The organism is Chryseobacterium sp. RLHN22, from assembly GCF_051011795.1.
Lineage (GTDB): Bacteria > Bacteroidota > Bacteroidia > Flavobacteriales > Weeksellaceae > Chryseobacterium > Chryseobacterium zhengzhouense.
The window spans coordinates 91,690-109,028 of record NZ_JBPCHW010000009.1; the positions used below are offsets into that span (position 1 = coordinate 91,690).

General features: G+C 35.7%; 19 protein-coding genes. All 19 read left to right on the forward strand.

What is annotated here, in order from left to right:
- Positions 1 to 230: 230 nt before the first annotated feature.
- The 19 genes from ACR1PN_RS11150 to ACR1PN_RS11240 all read left to right on the forward strand — a co-directional run bounded on the left by ACR1PN_RS11150 (position 231) and on the right by ACR1PN_RS11240 (position 17,316).
- Positions 231 to 1,547: a phenylacetate--CoA ligase family protein gene (locus ACR1PN_RS11150; protein ID WP_433980094.1), complete on the forward strand. Its 1,317-nt coding sequence runs from the start codon at positions 231 to 233 to the stop codon at positions 1,545 to 1,547.
- A complete protein-coding gene (locus ACR1PN_RS11155; RefSeq protein ID WP_378180758.1) occupies positions 1,548 to 2,633 on the forward strand; it encodes a 2Fe-2S iron-sulfur cluster-binding protein in 1,086 nt (361 codons plus the stop codon).
- 114 nt (positions 2,634 to 2,747) lie between these two features.
- Complete coding sequence (paaA, locus tag ACR1PN_RS11160; RefSeq protein ID WP_433980095.1) at positions 2,748 to 3,686, forward strand: 1,2-phenylacetyl-CoA epoxidase subunit PaaA; 939 nt, start codon at positions 2,748 to 2,750, stop codon at positions 3,684 to 3,686.
- A gap of 108 nt (positions 3,687 to 3,794) precedes the next feature.
- A complete protein-coding gene (gene paaB, locus ACR1PN_RS11165) occupies positions 3,795 to 4,076 on the forward strand; it encodes a 1,2-phenylacetyl-CoA epoxidase subunit PaaB (RefSeq protein ID WP_039364405.1) in 282 nt (93 codons plus the stop codon).
- A 69-nt stretch (positions 4,077 to 4,145) separates the two neighbouring features.
- Positions 4,146 to 4,895 carry a 1,2-phenylacetyl-CoA epoxidase subunit PaaC gene (gene paaC / locus ACR1PN_RS11170; RefSeq protein ID WP_433980096.1) on the forward strand — a complete coding sequence of 250 codons (750 nt, stop codon included), beginning with the start codon at positions 4,146 to 4,148 and terminating at the stop codon, positions 4,893 to 4,895.
- A gap of 12 nt (positions 4,896 to 4,907) precedes the next feature.
- Entirely contained in the window at positions 4,908 to 5,591 is a 684-nt protein-coding gene (locus ACR1PN_RS11175; RefSeq protein WP_433980097.1) for a hypothetical protein, read from the forward strand.
- Positions 5,584 to 6,048, forward strand: a complete 465-nt coding sequence (paaD, locus tag ACR1PN_RS11180) for a 1,2-phenylacetyl-CoA epoxidase subunit PaaD (protein WP_433980098.1) — start codon at positions 5,584 to 5,586, stop codon at positions 6,046 to 6,048. The genes ACR1PN_RS11175 and paaD overlap by 8 nt, the downstream gene beginning before the upstream one ends.
- Positions 6,049 to 6,127: 79 nt before the next feature.
- Positions 6,128 to 6,928 carry an enoyl-CoA hydratase/isomerase family protein gene (locus ACR1PN_RS11185; protein ID WP_433980099.1) on the forward strand — a complete coding sequence of 267 codons (801 nt, stop codon included), beginning with the start codon at positions 6,128 to 6,130 and terminating at the stop codon, positions 6,926 to 6,928.
- A gap of 35 nt (positions 6,929 to 6,963) precedes the next feature.
- Positions 6,964 to 7,317, forward strand: a complete 354-nt coding sequence (locus tag ACR1PN_RS11190) for a four helix bundle protein (protein ID WP_433980100.1) — start codon at positions 6,964 to 6,966, stop codon at positions 7,315 to 7,317.
- Positions 7,318 to 7,357: 40 nt separating this feature from the next.
- On the forward strand, positions 7,358 to 8,491 hold the full coding sequence (locus ACR1PN_RS11195; RefSeq protein WP_433980101.1) for a 3-hydroxyacyl-CoA dehydrogenase NAD-binding domain-containing protein: 1,134 nt from the start codon (positions 7,358 to 7,360) through the stop codon (positions 8,489 to 8,491).
- 89 nt (positions 8,492 to 8,580) lie between these two features.
- Positions 8,581 to 8,754 carry a hypothetical protein gene (locus tag ACR1PN_RS11200; RefSeq protein WP_433980102.1) on the forward strand — a complete coding sequence of 58 codons (174 nt, stop codon included), beginning with the start codon at positions 8,581 to 8,583 and terminating at the stop codon, positions 8,752 to 8,754.
- A 134-nt stretch (positions 8,755 to 8,888) separates the two neighbouring features.
- A complete protein-coding gene (gene paaI, locus ACR1PN_RS11205) occupies positions 8,889 to 9,302 on the forward strand; it encodes a hydroxyphenylacetyl-CoA thioesterase PaaI (RefSeq protein ID WP_433980103.1) in 414 nt (137 codons plus the stop codon).
- Positions 9,303 to 9,397: 95 nt separating this feature from the next.
- Positions 9,398 to 10,603, forward strand: a complete 1,206-nt coding sequence (gene pcaF, locus ACR1PN_RS11210) for a 3-oxoadipyl-CoA thiolase (protein ID WP_433980104.1) — start codon at positions 9,398 to 9,400, stop codon at positions 10,601 to 10,603.
- Between the two features lie 212 nt (positions 10,604 to 10,815).
- Positions 10,816 to 11,409 carry a transferase hexapeptide repeat family protein gene (locus ACR1PN_RS11215; RefSeq protein ID WP_433980105.1) on the forward strand — a complete coding sequence of 198 codons (594 nt, stop codon included), beginning with the start codon at positions 10,816 to 10,818 and terminating at the stop codon, positions 11,407 to 11,409.
- A 22-nt stretch (positions 11,410 to 11,431) separates the two neighbouring features.
- Positions 11,432 to 12,262 (forward strand): alpha/beta hydrolase, encoded by an 831-nt coding sequence (locus tag ACR1PN_RS11220; RefSeq protein WP_433980106.1) that lies wholly within the window; start codon positions 11,432 to 11,434, stop codon positions 12,260 to 12,262.
- A 112-nt stretch (positions 12,263 to 12,374) separates the two neighbouring features.
- Positions 12,375 to 14,870 carry a phenylacetic acid degradation bifunctional protein PaaZ gene (gene paaZ, locus ACR1PN_RS11225; protein ID WP_433980107.1) on the forward strand — a complete coding sequence of 832 codons (2,496 nt, stop codon included), beginning with the start codon at positions 12,375 to 12,377 and terminating at the stop codon, positions 14,868 to 14,870.
- A gap of 225 nt (positions 14,871 to 15,095) precedes the next feature.
- A complete protein-coding gene (locus ACR1PN_RS11230; protein WP_378180712.1) occupies positions 15,096 to 15,830 on the forward strand; it encodes a DUF4241 domain-containing protein in 735 nt (244 codons plus the stop codon).
- 3 nt (positions 15,831 to 15,833) lie between these two features.
- On the forward strand, positions 15,834 to 16,520 hold the full coding sequence (locus tag ACR1PN_RS11235) for an SMUG2 DNA glycosylase family protein (RefSeq protein WP_378180709.1): 687 nt from the start codon (positions 15,834 to 15,836) through the stop codon (positions 16,518 to 16,520).
- A 31-nt stretch (positions 16,521 to 16,551) separates the two neighbouring features.
- Positions 16,552 to 17,316, forward strand: a complete 765-nt coding sequence (locus ACR1PN_RS11240) for a methyltransferase domain-containing protein (protein WP_433980108.1) — start codon at positions 16,552 to 16,554, stop codon at positions 17,314 to 17,316.
- Positions 17,317 to 17,339: the final 23 nt, after the last annotated feature.

Genomic DNA, 17,339 nt, shown 5'->3' on the forward strand with positions numbered 1-17,339 from the left:
TAAAACCAGTTGTTGGGACGGAGGAGAAATGTATTTAAAATATTAAAACTAAATTCTTTATTCCGCTTTGCTTCGTTCTGAATGACAAATTCAACATAAAATCATCCTTAATCTCAATCTTGACCTCAGACTCAGTTATTTAGAATAATTCAAAATATGATGAAAGTCATAAAAAATTTGCCATGTTCCAAAATCTTTTTAAATTTACACCTAACAAATGTTAGTTAGTTATGGATTTTGATGTTGAATATCTAAAGCTCGATCAACTGAGAAAGCTTCAATCTGAGCGATTGGCGAAATTGGTAGACTATCTTGGGGAGAAGTCGGAATTTTATAAAGAAAAATTTAATAAATCAGGAATATCTCCACAAGATATAAGGTCGATCGAAGATATTACGAAACTTCCGATTACTTACAAACAGGATTTGAGAGACAATTACCCGTTCGGATTATTCACGGTTCCAAAAAATGAACTACAGAGAATTCATTGTTCAAGCGGAACGACAGGAAAACCGACGGTTGTAGGATATACAAAAGAAGATGTTGATTTATTCAGCGAAGTAGTGGCGAGATCTTTGAACGCGGCGGGAGCAAAACCGGGAATGCAGCTGCATAATGCTTATGGTTATGGAATTTTCACAGGTGGACTTGGACTTCATTACGGAGCTGAAAAATTAGGAATGAGTGTTCTTCCGATTTCGGGAGGAATGACGGCGAGACAAGTCGATTTAATTATGGATTTTCAACCGGAAGTTCTTTGCTGTTCGCCATCTTACGCTTTAACATTAGCTGATGAATTTGCAAAAAGAGGAATTTCTGCGGACGAAATCAGTTTGAAATATGCTGTTTTAGGTTCAGAACCTTGGACGGAGATTATCAGACATCACATTGAAGAAAAATTGGGTGTTCATGCAACCAATATTTATGGCTTGAGTGAAATCATCGGTCCCGGAGTTTCGATGGAAGATTTTGAGGAAAAAGGAGGTTCTTATATTTGGGAAGATCATTTTTATCCTGAAATTTTAGATCCCATTACCAAAGAACCTGTTCCTTTCGGTGAAGAAGGTGTTTTGGTGATCACGACTTTAACGAAGAAAGCAATGCCGCTTTTACGTTACTGGACGAACGATATCACAAGTCTTTATTATGACGAAAGCGGAAAAAGAACAATGGTGAAAATGAAGCCAATTCTCGGAAGAGCCGATGATATGCTGATTGTAAGAGGGGTAAATGTCTATCCAAGTCAGATTGAAGAAGCATTTTCTCATGTGCAAGGTGTTGTTCCTAACTATTATTTAACGCCGATTGAAAAAGAACAAATGTGTGTTGCTTTGGATATTGATGTTGAAATTGATGATGAATTGGTAGCTTCTAAAAATTTAAATCAAAATACCGATGATTATGCTATTTTTGTCGGAAACTTTGGGAAAAGCATCGAAAACGAGATTAAAAAGAGGGTAGGGATTACTACAAAAGTGAAAATCCACGCTCAGGATAGTCTTCCAAAATGTGAAGGTGGAAAAATTAACAGAATACTTAAAAAATAAATGAATTCATTTTATAAACTTAAAACGGTAAAAGTTCAGAAAGATACCAGCGACGCAGTGAATGTAGCCGTTGAAATTCCTGAAGAGCTGAAAGATAAATTCAGGTTCAAGCAGGGGCAGTATCTTAATTTCCGAATGATGATCGACGGAAATGAAGAAAGACGTTCTTATTCTATCTGCAATGCGCCAAGCGAAAAAAGTAACACGCTGGAAGTATTGGTGAAATTATTGGAAGGCGGAAAAGTTTCCGGATATTTCAACGAGCATCTTCATATGGATGAAATTCTTGAAGTAATGCCTCCGATGGGTGGTTTTAACACATCTTATCACCCGACAAATGTGAAAACGTACGTTGGTTTGGCTGCAGGGAGCGGAATTTCTCCAGTTTTGTCGAATATCAAAGAAAGTCTTTATCAGGAGCCGAATTCAAACGCTTATTTGTTTTACAGCAACAGAAGCATGAATCATGTGATGAAAAAGGCTGAAATCGATAAGTTGGTTGAGCAGTTCAACGGAAGGTTGAAAGTGGTTTATTTAGTAAGTCGTGAACAGCATGAAGACCCGATTTTCGAAGGTAGAATTTCTCCTGAAAAACTGGAACTTTTATTTGAAAGATATACCGATATTGATATAAAAGAAGCGACTTATTTTATTTGTGGACCTTCAGAAATGATTAAAGGAATTGCAGATTATTTAAAGAAAGATAAAAAAGTACCTGCCATTCAGGTTTTATTTGAATATTTTACCGCTCCTGACGAAGAGAATACGGAGGAAATGAGTGATGAATTCAAAGCTATTGCCAATATTGAAAGTATGGTAACGGTAATCATCGATGATGATGAATATTCATTCCACTTGAATTCAAAAAAAGAGAGTATCTTAGATAAAGCATTGAAAGACAATCTTCCTGTGCCTTTTGCTTGTAAAGGAGGAGTTTGTTGTACGTGTAAAGCCGAAGTTTTAGAAGGTGAAGTCTTCATGGAAAAAAACTACGCGCTTACCGAAGAAGAAGTAGCCAGAGGTTACGTTCTTACCTGCCAATGTCACCCGACAACGAATGTGGTGATGCTTAATTATGATGTTTAAATCAATTTGAAAATGAGTCAATATGCTAATTTGAAAATGCCATGATTGTGTTTTAATTTTCAAATTGCCTAATTCTCAAATTTTCAAATTAATTAATTTTCAAATTAAAAAATTATGGACTTAGAAAAATTTGTACAATACGTACACGACGAAAATAAAGTAGAGCCAAAAGATGTAATGCCTGATGATTACAGAAAACTATTGGTTCGTCAGATTTCACAGCACGCGCATTCTGAGATTGTCGGAATGTTACCGGAAGCGAACTGGATTTCCAGAGCACCTTCATTGAGAAGAAAAATGGCTCTTTTGGCGAAAGTTCAGGATGAGGCAGGTCATGGCTTATATCTTTATTCTGCAACTGAAACTTTAGGAGACGGAAGTATCAGAGCTGATAGAGATGCAACGTATGAAGATATGTTGGAAGGAAAAGCAAAATATTCAAGTATTTTCAATTATCCGACGTTGAGTTGGGCAGATATTGGTGCAATCGGCTGGTTGGTTGATGGTGCAGCAATCATGAATCAAGTAATGTTGATGGGGAATTCTTATGGGCCTTATTCAAGAGCAATGGTGAAAATCTGTAAAGAAGAATCTTTCCACCAAAGACAAGGTTACGAGATTTTAATGGCACTTTGCCGTGGTACAAAACAGCAGAAAGAAATGGCTCAGGCTTCGTTAAATCGTTTCTGGTGGCCAGCTTTAATGATGTTTGGACCGAATGACGACAGCTCTCCAAACTCTAAAATTTCTATGAACTACAGAGTGAAAAGAGAAAGTAATGACAGTCTTCGTCAGAGATTCATCGATGTTACGGTTGCTCAGGCTGAATTTTTAGGATTAACAATTCCGGACAAAGACTTGAAATGGAATGAGGAAAGACAGCATTACGATTTCGGGGAACTTCCTTGGGATGAATTTATGGAAATCTTGAAAGGAAACGGCCCTGCAAACAAAAAGCGTATCGAAACCAAAAGAAAAGCTCAAAGAGAAAATGCTTGGGTAAAAGAAGCGGCGGCGGCTTTTGCAGAGAAACAACAAAAAGAAGTAATATAATAATGTGCTAATTTGAAAATGTGCTAATTTGAAAATGCCATCATTGTGTATAAATTTTCAAATTGCCTAATTCTCAAATTTTCAAATTACCTAATTTTCAAATTAATTATGGCAAATTTAGATATGTGGGAAGTGTTTATTCAGACTAAACCGGGATTATCTCACAAACACGTTGGAATTGTACAGGCGCCTACAGCAGAAATGGCTTTGCAGAATGCAAGAGATGTTTATACAAGAAGAAAAGAAGGAACTTCAGTTTGGGTAGTTCCAAGTAAATATATCGTGACTTCGGAAGGAGTGGATAAAGAAGCTTTCTTCGATCCGGCTGATGATAAATTGTATCGTCACCCGACGTTTTACGACATTCCAAACGATGTAAAAAATATGTAAAACAGCGATTGGCTGTTAGCTGCTTGCAATTTGCCAAAAGCTATACGCCAAAAGCCAAAAGCTAAAATAATGAACCCATTATATAATTATTTATTAAAACTAGCAGACGACAGTTTCATTATGGGACAGCGTTTGTCTGCGTGGTGCGGTGAAGGTCCTTATTTAGAGGAAGATATTGCATTAACAAACATTGCGTTGGATGAGCTTGGCCAGGCCAATAATTTCTACGTTTATGCTTCAAGAGTGATCGACGACGGAAAAAGTGAAGATGACTTGGCATTTTTAAGATACGAACACGAATATGTAAACGCTCATTGGACAGAACTTCCCAATGAAGATTATGCTCAGACGATTTTAAAAGTGTACGTTTTTGCAGTGTATCAGAAATTGATGTACGAAGCATTATCAAACTCTACCAACGAAGAACTTTCTGCCATTGCTCAGAAATCTTTAAAAGAAGTAAGGTATCACTATACTCACGCTGCTTCGTGGATGAAAATTTTTGCTCAGGGAACAGAAGAAAGTAGAACTCGTTTAGAAAAAGCCATCGAAAATATTTGGGAATACACGAAAGGTCTTTTTGCAAAAACGGAAGGAGAAGATGATTTGGTAGCTTTAAATATTGCTCCGAACACAGATGCTCTTTACGAAGAATTTTTGACGATTACACAGAAAGATTTTGAAGGTTTCGGTTTAGAATATCCAACAAATCCTTTCATGCAGCCAAAATCAAGAACAGGGTATCATACAGAATATTTTGGATATATTCTTTGTGAATTGCAATATATGCAGAGAGCGTATCCGGGTTGTACTTGGTAATTTAATATTCATATGAAGATATTTCTAAATTTTTTATTTGCTGGTTTAATCATTTCATCTTGTCAAAAAAAGGAAGTTAAAACTAAAGTTTTGCACAGTTTCGATGATGTAAATGAAATGTTTGAGTTGAAAAATTATGAGAATCAAAGTAAGAATAAAATCAATGATTCAATAACTCATATTACTGCTAACAAAGATTATTTTATACTCAAGGGTAACTTTGATACACGGGATAATGTTAAAACAGGAATTTGGAGTTTAACGAACAAAACTGATTCTAAAGAAATACAAATTGATTATATCGTTTTAGGAAAAAATGATGTTTTTAAAAATCAAATTATTTTTAAAGAACATGGAAAGATAGATTCTGCTAATAGTAAATTTTATTTGGTAGAAAATAAAAATTTGCGAGGACTATCATACAAGTTTTTTTCTCCTGAAATGAAAAACGAAATTTCTAAAGAAGCTAAAATTATTTATACAATTTACAGAAATAAAAAAGAAATTAAAATAGATTCTGTAGTTTATAAAAATGCAAAAGGAGGAAAATATTTTACTGATATTAGATATGATTTCAAAAAAGGAGATCATTTAGCAGGTTATTTTAGTGAAATCGTGAGTGCACAAGATCCCAAGAGTAAGGATAGCACAATTTTGGGCAACAATTCAATATATTTTATAGAAAATTTTGAATAATTTATTAAACATATTAAGTCAAATTCCTGACCCCGAAATTCCAGTAATTAATATCGTGGAATTGGGCATCGTGAGAGAAGCAAATATCACGGGTGAAAAAACTTGTGAAGTTACAATTACACCTACGTATTCTGCTTGTCCGGCGATGTTCACGATTGAAGAAGACATCATCAAAATGATGAGAGAAAACGGTTGGGAGGCAAAAGTAGTTACCAAAATGTTTCCGATTTGGACAACAGACTGGCTGACAGATGAAGCGAGAGAAAAACTTCGTGCTTACGGAATCACACCTCCCGAAAAAGGAGCGGACGAACATCACATCGGGAAACCTAAAAAATGTCCTCGTTGCGGTTCCGAACATACCAAACAGATCAGCAGATTCGGGTCTACGCTATGTAAGGCTTCGTATCAGTGCTTAGACTGTTTAGAGCCTTTTGATTATTTTAAATGTCATTAATCAATTTGAAAATGAGTAAATTGGTACTGTGTTAAAAATTTTCAAACTATCTAATTTTCAAATTAAAAAATTATAACCTATGTACACACAACTTGATATTGAATCACATTTCGATGGAAAGCTAAAAATTGCTTATCTCAATCAGCCTGAAACAATGAATGCGTTGACAAAACCTTCATTGGCAGATTTGAAAGATTTTGTAAAAGAATGTAGTAATGACCCTACTGTAAGATGTGTGGCGATTTCTGGAAGAGGAAAGGCTTTTTGTTCCGGTCAGAACTTGGATGATGCGTTTGTTCAGGGAAATGAACATCACGACGATGATATTATCAGGAGAATTGTAACTGATTATTATAATCCCCTGGTAATGGAAATTACACGTTGCAAAAAGCCTGTTGTTGCTTTGGTGAATGGTCCTGCGGTAGGAGCCGGAGCGATGTTGGCACTGATTTGTGATTTTGTTTTAGCTTCTGATAAAGCATATTTTGCTCAGGCATTCTCCAATATCGGATTAATTCCTGATACTGGAGGAACCTATTTCTTACCGAAGTTATTGGGAAGACAATTGGCGAATTATTTGGCATTTACGGGCAAAAAGTTATCTGCGGAAGAGTCAAAATCTTATGGTTTGGTAGCGGAAGTTTTCTCTGAAGAAGAATTCACTTCTAAATCATTAGAAATTTTAGAAAAGACAGCAAATATGCCGACTGTTGGACTTAAATTAACTAAAAAAGCATTCGCGGCTTCTTACAACAACACGTTGAAAGAACAACTGGAATTAGAAGGAGATTTGCAACAGGAAGCTGCAGAAACAGAAGATTTCAAAGAAGGAGTAAGTGCCTTTTTAGAAAAAAGAAAACCTAATTATAAAGGAAGATAATTAATTTGAGAATGAGTTAATTTGAGAATTTGAAAATGAGGGATGATAAAGAAAATATTATTGTAAATAAGGCTTTTGATTTTGCATTGAACATTATTGAATTTTCAGAAGATTTGTATGAAGCTAAAAAGTTTCCTTTGGCAAATCAAATTTTTAAATCAGGGACTTCGATTGGAGCAAATGTAAGAGAGGCTCAAAATGCAGAAAGCAAAGCAGATTTTATTCATAAATTAAAGATTGCTGCTAAAGAAGCTGATGAAACAGAATATTGGCTTTTGTTGTGTTTAAAATCTTCGTATTTGAAATCTCCAAACGAAAAATTAATTTCAGATTTAAAAGAAATTCTATTAATTCTGTCTAAAATTATTTCAAGTTCGAAGCTCAAATAATTTTTAAATTAACTCATTTTCAAATTTTCAAATTTAAAATATGAATGTAGGAATTATCGGTGCCGGAACAATGGGAATCGGCATTGCACAAGTAGCCGCTACGAACGGATGCAAAGTTTGGGTATACGATGCCAACGCAAAACAAGTAGAAACGGCAACCGTAGGTTTGGAAAAAACATTAACCAAATTGGTTGATAAACAAAAAATTTCGGCAGAAAAAATGACTGAAATTTTAGCCAACATTTCCATTGCTACAGAATTGAAGGACTTCAAAGATTGTGAGTTGATCATTGAAGCCATCATCGAAAACAAAGAAATTAAAACCAAAGTTTTCACAGAATTAGAAAAACATGTTTCAGAAAGCTGTGTGATTGGTTCCAATACATCATCCATTTCCATCACCTCTCTCGGTGCGGAATTACAAAAACCGGAGCGTTTCATAGGAATTCACTTCTTCAATCCGGCTCCTTTGATGCCTTTAGTGGAGGTTATTCCATCCTTATTAACAGAAAGATCTTTAGCGGAAAAAATCTACAATCTGATGAAAGATTGGGGCAAAACTCCAGTGATTGCAAAGGATATTCCCGGATTTATCGTGAACAGAATTGCTCGTCCTTATTATGGTGAAGGTCTGAGAATCGTTGAAGAAAATATCGCAACGGTAGAGCAGGTAGATGAAGCCATGAAGACAATCGGAAACTTTAAAATGGGACCTTTTGAATTAATGGATTTAATTGGTGTTGATGTGAATTTTTCCGTAACCAAGACAGTTTACAACGAATACTTCTACGATCCGAAATACAAACCTTCTCTTCTTCAGCAAAGAATGTCGGAAGCCAAACTTCACGGCAGAAAAACAGGGAAAGGTTTTTATGATTATTCAGAAAATGCTCAAAAACCTGTTGCACAAAAAGACGATACTCTTTACCAGCAAATATTCTTGAGAATTATCTCCATGTTGATTAATGAAGCAGTTGAAGCAAAAAGATTAGGCGTTGCCAACGATGAAGATCTGGAATTGGCAATGCAGAAAGGGGTAAATTATCCAAAAGGATTATTGGCTTGGGGAAAAGAAATAGGATATGCAAAAATCTCTAAAACCTTGCAAAATCTTTACGAAGAATATCAGGAGGAAAGATACAGACAGAGCCCGTTGTTGCGTAAACTGAATTAAGCAATTTGAAAATGTGCTAATTTGAAAATTAATTACAGCCGTTTTTCATTTTCAAATTTTCAAATTGATCAAATTTTCAAATTAATAGTATGGATATAGATGGCTTCAGAACTGAATTGGAAACAAGGCTCACCATTGCGAAAGAATATATTATTCAGGAGCTTTCTTCAATTAACGATGAGGAAAAGTTGGATTTATTGGGAAAATTTAATGAAAAATTTAAAGAACTGATTAAGAGAATTTCTATTGAAGAGGGAAATTGATTTAAATGCTTTTTATCTTAATGAAAATTCGTCAACCCAACTCACAAACGAGCAGATGATTCTTGGCAAAACCATGAGTATTTATGATAAATTTGCTGATGAATTATATCTAGAAATAACAAGAACAAATTAATATGAATCCAAGACAGGTTGTTGATTATATGATGGAGAAGGATTATTTCTCCCAATTTTTAGGAATAAAAATCATTGATATTAAAGAAAACTATTCTTTGATTGAAATGGAAATCACCAGACAAATGCTCAACGGATTGGGAACGGTTCATGGAGGAGTAACATTTGCTTTTGCAGATTCTGCCTTTGCTTTTTCATCAAACAACGACGGAAATGCAGCGGTTGCATTAAATGTAAGCATCAATTTTACCAAAGCCGGAAGAGAAGGAGATCTATTCAGGGCAGAAAGTGTTTTGGTGAATGATACTCGTAAAACAGCAATCTACGACATTAAAATTACCAATCAGAATAATGAGCAGGTAGCAAAATTTGTAGGTACAGTTTATAAAATCGGAAAAAAAGTAATAGAATTATAATTTGAAAATTTGAAAATGATGCAATTTAAAAATTATTTTTAATGCTTTATTTCATTTTCAAATTCTCAAATTAACACATTTTCAAATTAAATAAAATGAACAACGTATATATCATAGACTATGTAAGAACACCTATTTCAAAATTATCTGGTGGTCTTTCAGAAGTTCGTGCCGACGATTTGGCAGCGGTAGTGATTAAAGAAATCGTAGCAAGAAACCCTGAAGTTCCTGTAGAGGAGATTGAAGATGTTATTTTCGGATGCGCCAATCAGGCAGGTGAAGACAACAGAAACGTAGCAAGAATGGGACTTTTATTAGCTGGACTTCCATATAAAATAGGGGGCGAAACAGTAAATAGACTTTGTGCTTCAGGAATGTCTGCAGTTGCGAATGCTTTCCGTTCGATTGCTGCTGGTGAAGGTGAAATTTACATCGCAGGTGGAGTAGAACATATGACGCGTTCACCTTACGTGATGTCAAAACCAAGCGCAGCTTTCGGTAGAGACAGCCAAATGTTTGATACCACTTTCGGTTGGAGATTTGTGAATCCCAAAATGAAAGAAATGTACGGTGTAGATGCGATGGGTGACACCGCTGAAAATTTAGCAGAAATGCACAACATCAGTCGTGAAGATCAGGATAAATTTGCGCTTTGGTCACAGCAAAAAGCAACAAAAGCACAAGAAAGCGGAAGATTGGCGGAAGAAATTGTAAAAGTTGAAATTCCACAAAGAAAAGGCGAACCGAAAATCTTCGATACAGATGAATTTATCAAACCGACTTCATCTATGGAGGGATTAGGAAAGCTTCGTCCGGCTTTCAGAAAAGAAGGAACTGTAACTGCCGGAAATGCTTCCGGAATGAATGACGGAGCAGCTGCTTTAATTTTAGCAAGCGAAGAAGCTGTGAAAAAATATGGTTTAAAACCAAAAGCAAAAATCTTAGGATCATCTGTTGCCGGTGTTGAGCCAAGAATTATGGGAATTGGCCCTGTTGAAGCAACTCAGAAATTGTTAAAAAGACTGAATCTTTCATTAGACGATATGGATATCATCGAGTTGAATGAAGCATTTGCAGCTCAGGCTTTGGCAGTAACCAGAACATTAGGATTAAAAGATGATGATTCAAGAGTAAATCCAAACGGAGGAGCTATTGCCATCGGTCATCCACTTGGAGTCTCCGGAGCCAGAATCGTTGGTTCTGCCGCAATAGAACTCCAAAAACAAGATAAAAAATATGCATTGTGTACGCTTTGTATCGGTGTCGGACAAGGGTATGCAATGGTAATTGAAAGGGTTTAATTTGAAAATGTGCTAATTTGAGAATTTGAAAATGCCATTCAGAACACATTCTCATTTCTCAAATTAGCTCGTTAAGTTAACGTTTGCCCTTTGCTGAGTGAAACGCCTTTGCAAACGAAATATCTGCATGAAAATTTTTTTTAAAACCTTGCGGACTTTGCGTTAAAAATAATTTTCAAATTAACTCATTCTCAAATTTTCAAATTAAAATTATGAATATTTACTCATACCACGGAATTCGTCCAATAATAAAACCTTCCGCTTACGTCCATCCGCAAGCGGTAATTATCGGAAATGTGGAAATCGGCGAAGAAGTTTATGTTGGTCCTAATGCGGTTATTCGTGGCGACTGGGGTAAAATTATTGTGAAAGACGGTGCAAATGTTCAGGAAAACTGTACGCTTCACGTTTTTCCGGGGATTGAAACTATCTTGGAAGAATCTGCGCACATCGGTCATGGAGCGATTATTCATTCCGGGCATATCGGAAAAAACTGTCTGGTTGGAATGAACGCTGTCGTAATGGACAAAGCCGTAATCGGTGATGAAAGTATTGTCGGTGCATTAGCTTTTGTTCCAGCCAATTTTAAATGTGAACCGAGAAAGTTGATCGTTGGAAGTCCTGCAAAAATTATCCGTGATGTTTCTGACGAAATGATCAAATGGAAAACTGAAGGGACAAAACTCTATCAGGAATTGGCAAGAGAAGGAAAAGACGTGATTTTACCTTGTGAGCCATTTACAGAATATGTTGAGCAGATTCCTACGAAAGTTGTTGATTACAGCATTTGGGATGATGTGAAATAATTTTACAACACAAAAAATTAATATGATTAAAAAACTTTTTATTTTCTGCAGTATTCTGTGCTCATTTCAATCTGTGGTTCTTGCACAGACAGGAAATGTAAAACCATTGACGATTGGAGAAATCAGAACCATAAAATCTAAGATTTTAAAAGAAGACAGAACTTTAAACATCTATCTTCCGCAAAATTTTGATAAAAAGAAATCGTATCCGGTTATTTATCTTCTGGATGGAAGTATGAATGAAGATTTTATCCACGTTACAGGTTTGGTCCAGTTCTTTAATCAAATGTACTCCATGCCGGAAACTATTGTGGTGGGAATTGCGAATGTCGACAGAAAAAGAGACTTTACTTTTCATACCGATTTAAAAGACTTACAGAAAGATTATCCGACAACCGGGCATTCGGATAAATTCATTTGGTTTTTAGAAAAAGAATTGAAACCTTATATCGAAAAACAGTTTAAAACAACGAATAATTATTTATTCGGGCAGTCATTGGGTGGTTTGTTGGCAACTGAAATTCTGTTGAAGAAACCTGAAATGTTCAATAATTATTTTATCATCAGTCCGAGTTTGTGGTGGGATGATGAAAGTCTTTTAAAGCAGGCTCCTCAATTATTAACTAAGATTCCGGATACCAAGAAATTTATTTACGTTTCTGTCGGAAAAGGCGAGCATCCGGTAATGGTAAAAGACGCGGAAGATTTATACGATGTTCTTAAAAAAGCCAATAAGAAAAACTGGACTTTAGAATATAAAATGATGGAAACAGACAATCATGCCACCATTCTTCATAGAAGTTTGTATGAAGGCCTTGTAAAGTTGTTTCCATATCAGGAACCAAAAAATTAAAATTATAACAATATAAAATGTATCATTTAAATAATTAGTGCAGTCATGCTGAGCCTGTCGAAGCATCCTTTCATGAATTGTTAAATTGAATACATTATAAATTAAAAACTATATGGAAAAGTTAAAAAACTATATCTACGGACAATGGGTAGAAGGTACCGGAAACGGAATTCCTTTGTATAATGCCGTAAACGGTGAGCAGGTTGCCATTTCCGATACAGAAGGTCTTAATTTTGAGCAGGCTTTAGATTACGGAAGAACGGTAGGTTACAAAAACCTTTCATCCATGACATTCTACGACCGTGGAGAAATGTTGAAAAAAGTCGCGCTTTACCTTTTAGAAAGAAAGAAAAAGTATTACGAATTATCTTATAAAACAGGAGCAACTCACGTAGATTCTTGGGTAGATATTGAAGGCGGTTTCGGTACTTTCTTCACGTACTCGGGTTTGGCAAAGAGAATGCTTCCGAACACACCGTTTTGGGTGGATGGAGATACTCAGAAAATTTCTGCAAACGGAACTTTCTTGGGAACTCATATTTTAACGCCAAGTGAAGGAGTTTCTGTACAAATCAACGCATATAATTTTCCTGTTTGGGGAATGTTGGAAAAACTGTCTACCTCTTTATTAGCAGGTGTTCCTTCAATTGTAAAACCTTCTCCGTTTGGTTCTTATTTAACAAACGCAGTGTTCCAGGATATGATTGAAAGCGGAATCCTTCCGGAAGGTGCTGTTCAGTTGGTTTGTGGTGAACCTGGAAATATTCTGGATTACGTTAAGGATGGAGATTCGGTGTTATTCACAGGTTCTGCAACGACAGGTAGAAAATTGAAATCTTTACCATCAATTGCAGGAAACGCGGTTCGTTTCAATATGGAGGCAGATTCTTTGAACTGTTCAATTCTTGGATTGGATGCAAAACCGGGAACTCCGGAATTTGATTTGTTCATCAAAGAAGTTCGTAATGAAATGACTACGAAAGCCGGCCAAAAATGTACGGCGATCAGAAGAATCATCGTTCCTGAAAATCTAATTGGAGATGTTCAGAATGCGTTGTCTAAAGCTTTGGATCAGACAAAAATCGGAAACCCATTAAGCAGAGAAACAAGAATGGGTTCTTTGGTTGGAAAACAACAGTACGATGAGGTTTTAAGAAAAGTTGATATTCTAAAAACTGAAAATGAATTGATCTACGACGGAAAACACGAATTGGTAGATGCAAACTATGAAAATGGAGCATTTATGAGTCCGAAACTGTTCTTAAACGACGCTCCGTTTACTAAAAATATCTCTCACGATGTCGAAGCTTTTGGTCCGGTTTCTACATTGATGCCTTACAAGGATGCGGAAGAAGCAGCGGCATTGGCAAAGAAAGGTAAAGGAAGTTTGGTAGGTTCTATCATTTCTCACGATGATCAATTCGTTGCAGAAACTTCGTGGAAAATGGCTTCTCAGCATGGAAGAATTTTTGTGTTAAACAGAGACAGTGCGAAAGAAAGTACAGGTCACGGTTCCCCGCTTCCGACATTGATGCACGGTGGTCCGGGTAGAGCAGGAGGAGGAGAGGAAATGGGGGGATTGAATGGTCTTCATTTTTTCCTTCAAAAAACAGCCATCCAAGGTTCGCCGGATATTTTAACGGCAATTACTAAAGTTTATCAGCAGGGCGCTGAGAAAAAATTCTCGGATAAACATCCTTTCCAGAAATATTTTGAAGAAGTTGAGGTAGGAGATTCTTTAGAAACAGCAGGAAGAACAGTAACAGATGCAGACATCGTGAATTTCTCCAATGTTTCATGGGATCATTTCTATGCGCACACCGATGCAACGAGCTTAACGGGTACGATCTTCGACAAAACCGTTGCTCACGGATATTTCATCCTTTCTGCGGCGGCCGGATTATTTGTTTCGGGGAAAAAAGGCCCTGTTATTGCAAATTACGGATTGGAAAATTGTTCGTTCTTTAAGCCTGTTTATGCGGGAGATACGATTACGGTTTATTTAACGGCAAAAGAAAAGATCAACCGTGGAGTTAAGGGAAGAAATATTCCTTCCGGTGTTGTGAAATGGTTGGTTGAAGTGGTGAATCAAAGAGATGAGATCGTTTGTGTAGCTACAATTTTGACATTAGTGGCAAAGCAGTCTCCTTTCATTGATTTAAACTTAAAAAACATTCAGAAAGCATTGAATGGTTTAACGGAATCCACTCAGCCAAGCTGGGGTAAAATGTCTCCTCAGCAAATGATTGAGCATTTGGAGCACGGCGTTTTGGTAAGTTTGGGTGAGCCTGAAGCCGAAAAATGCTTTACTCCTGAAGAGCATTTGGAAAAATGGCAGGATTCTTTGTACAATCACAGAAAAATGCCAAAAGACTTTCCTGCACCATATCTAGCTGAAGATGAAAAATTATTAGAATTAAGACATAAAAATCTTGAAGCAGCAAAAATTTCTTTCATGGATAATCTGAAACGATTCTCTATTTATTACAAAGAAAATCCACACGCAGAGCATACGAATTTCGTGTTTGGAAAACTGAACAAAGAAATGTGGGAACTGATGCACAGAAAGCATTTTACCCACCATTTTGAGCAGTTTGGATTGATTTAATTCAAAATGAAATATAAATTTGTTATCCCTTTTAGTTTTTTGCTGAAGGGGATTTTTTATCTTTACTATTATCCATGTCAAGGTTTTAAACCTTGACATGGATCTCAATACTTCGACTAAATTTTATTTATTTTATAAACTTTTGTTAAACATACTCTTGAAATAGGTTCTGAAATTTTTATTCATTATTTTCAAGACTTAAAATCAATTCAAAAAAGTTTAATCATGAACGAAAACTGGATGCAGAAGTATGAGGAGGTAAAAAACGTATTGGTTTGTCCGACCGATTTGGAAACCTATTTTACTTCAGATGAAATTATGGGGCAGCAATTGGAAACCATGGAAATCGGAAATGTTTCTCTTCCTTCGGGAAAAGTGGTAGTGAGAGATCCTTTGGTCTATCTGAATGCCAATCAGTCGCCTTACTTTGTTCAGGCTCCGAAAGGTGATTTTCCTGTGACGATTGCAGTTGTGAAATCCGAAGATTGGGGCGATCGATATGCGGTTGTAAAAGTAGAATTCACCAAAGAGAAACCTGTTATTTACAGAGAAGCTTTAGTTGGGATTGAAGAACTGGAAGGTGTAACTGAAGACGATTTTTTTGGTTTTGGAGTAGATGCAGGTTTGGGCTGCATTACCGATGCGGAAGTGCTTCCTTCTGTAGATAAATTTGCAGATGAAGCAGATGTTGATAATCTTTATGATGATTATTTTGCGGATATTTTTGCGAAGAGTTATCAGGACAATCCAAAAAATCAAAGAGATGCAGGAGATTGGATCAATTGGAAAGTTCCGAATACGGAATATCATATTCCCATGTTTGCGAGTGGTTTCGGTGATGGAGAATATCCTGTCTATTTTGCATATGACGCTAATGAAAATATTTGCGGTTTATACATTCAGTTTATTGATATTGAATTGGCTTTAAGTGAAGAAGGTGACGAAGAAGATGTGGAATAATATATGAAGAAAACTTTCGCAGGCCAAGTTGTCGCATTCAATCGAAATTTAAAATATGATGGAAATCTTCCCGACGATTTTCAGGTTCTAAATCCTTATCTTGATAATCCTGAAACAATCGTTGTCATGGAAAAGTTTTATCAGAAATATTACAATGATTCTAACCAAAGGAAATTTTTAATAGGAATCAATCCGAGTCGTCATGGAGCGGGAGTTACAGGTGTTCCTTTCACCGACACGAAACGTCTGGAAAGTGTTTGCGGAATCAAAATGCAATCAGCGTATACCCATGAGATTTCATCTGTTTTTATGTACGATATGATTGAGCAATACGGAGGAGCTGACGAATTTTATAAAGATATTTACATCAATTCTCCATTTCCGTTGGCAATTGTCAGAAAATCAAAAGGAAGCTGGATCAATGCCAATTATTATGATGATAAAAAACTTTTTAATGATGTAAAAGATTTTATGATTGATTGTTTGAAAAAACATATCAGTTTGAATTTGGACACTTCGGAAGTGTTTATTTTAGGAAAGAAAAATGCGGATTTTATTTCGAAGCTGAATCAGGAAGCTAATCTTTTTAATAAAATGACTGTATTGGAGCATCCCAGATACATTCAGCAATACAAATCGAAAGAGAAGGAATTGTATATCGATAAATATATTTTAGCTTTGAAAAAATAAACAATTTTCAATCAAATTAAAATAAAATAATATGCCCTGGAATCCCGAAATATACAACGAGTTTAAAAATATTCGTTATCAGCCATTTTTTGATTTAGCAGAAAATATTTCTTCTGAAGGTTTAAAAAAAGCAATCGACATTGGTTGTGGAACAGGCGAGCAAACTTATATACTGTCAGAAAAATTTAAGGAAGCCCATTTCTTAGGAATAGATTCATCGGCAGAAATGCTTGAAAAATCTTTTGATTTCGAAAACGAAAGATTAAGTTTTAAACAAAAAACTATTGAAGAATTGTATGATTCAAATGATAAATGGGATTTAATTTTCAGCAATGCTGCACTTCAATGGTCAGATGATCACGAAAAACTATTTCCAAAACTTCTTTCTTTACTAAATAATAATGGTCAGTTTGCAGTGCAGATGCCGGTTCAGTCAGAAAATATGCTCAATCAGATTTTGTTTCAGCTGGCTTCTGAAGAGCCATACAAAACACAACTTAATGGCTGGAATAGAATTTCACCGGTATTAAGCTTGGATCAATATGCTAAAATAATGTTTGATGCAGGTTTAAAAGATTTGAACATCTTCATGAAAGTGTATCCGATTATTGCGGATAATGTTGAAAAATTATTTCAATTCATTTCCGGGTCGGCTTTGATTCCTTATCTGGAGATTTTAGATAAGGATGATCATGACAAATTTATCAGCGAGTATAAAAAGAGAATTGCTGAAAAATTTGATAAGTTTCCCACCATTTATGCATTTAAACGAATGCTTTTGTATGGAAAGAAATAAAAAATTCCCTGTTATTTAGCAGG

What these genes read in the sequence shown, in the direction of transcription:
- ACR1PN_RS11150 (WP_433980094.1), top strand. Translation starts at nt 231, where the DNA reads ATGGATTTTGATGTTGAATATCTAAAGCTCGATCAACTGAGAAAGCTT.
- ACR1PN_RS11155 (WP_378180758.1), top strand. Translation starts at nt 1,548, where the DNA reads ATGAATTCATTTTATAAACTTAAAACGGTAAAAGTTCAGAAAGATACC.
- paaA (WP_433980095.1), top strand. Translation starts at nt 2,748, where the DNA reads ATGGACTTAGAAAAATTTGTACAATACGTACACGACGAAAATAAAGTA.
- paaB (WP_039364405.1), top strand. Translation starts at nt 3,795, where the DNA reads ATGGCAAATTTAGATATGTGGGAAGTGTTTATTCAGACTAAACCGGGA.
- paaC (WP_433980096.1), top strand. Translation starts at nt 4,146, where the DNA reads ATGAACCCATTATATAATTATTTATTAAAACTAGCAGACGACAGTTTC.
- ACR1PN_RS11175 (WP_433980097.1), top strand. Translation starts at nt 4,908, where the DNA reads ATGAAGATATTTCTAAATTTTTTATTTGCTGGTTTAATCATTTCATCT.
- ACR1PN_RS11185 (WP_433980099.1), top strand. Translation starts at nt 6,128, where the DNA reads ATGTACACACAACTTGATATTGAATCACATTTCGATGGAAAGCTAAAA.
- ACR1PN_RS11190 (WP_433980100.1), top strand. Translation starts at nt 6,964, where the DNA reads ATGAGGGATGATAAAGAAAATATTATTGTAAATAAGGCTTTTGATTTT.
- ACR1PN_RS11195 (WP_433980101.1), top strand. Translation starts at nt 7,358, where the DNA reads ATGAATGTAGGAATTATCGGTGCCGGAACAATGGGAATCGGCATTGCA.
- ACR1PN_RS11200 (WP_433980102.1), top strand. Translation starts at nt 8,581, where the DNA reads ATGGATATAGATGGCTTCAGAACTGAATTGGAAACAAGGCTCACCATT.
- paaI (WP_433980103.1), top strand. Translation starts at nt 8,889, where the DNA reads ATGAATCCAAGACAGGTTGTTGATTATATGATGGAGAAGGATTATTTC.
- pcaF (WP_433980104.1), top strand. Translation starts at nt 9,398, where the DNA reads ATGAACAACGTATATATCATAGACTATGTAAGAACACCTATTTCAAAA.
- ACR1PN_RS11215 (WP_433980105.1), top strand. Translation starts at nt 10,816, where the DNA reads ATGAATATTTACTCATACCACGGAATTCGTCCAATAATAAAACCTTCC.
- ACR1PN_RS11220 (WP_433980106.1), top strand. Translation starts at nt 11,432, where the DNA reads ATGATTAAAAAACTTTTTATTTTCTGCAGTATTCTGTGCTCATTTCAA.
- paaZ (WP_433980107.1), top strand. Translation starts at nt 12,375, where the DNA reads ATGGAAAAGTTAAAAAACTATATCTACGGACAATGGGTAGAAGGTACC.
- ACR1PN_RS11230 (WP_378180712.1), top strand. Translation starts at nt 15,096, where the DNA reads ATGAACGAAAACTGGATGCAGAAGTATGAGGAGGTAAAAAACGTATTG.
- ACR1PN_RS11235 (WP_378180709.1), top strand. Translation starts at nt 15,834, where the DNA reads ATGAAGAAAACTTTCGCAGGCCAAGTTGTCGCATTCAATCGAAATTTA.
- ACR1PN_RS11240 (WP_433980108.1), top strand. Translation starts at nt 16,552, where the DNA reads ATGCCCTGGAATCCCGAAATATACAACGAGTTTAAAAATATTCGTTAT.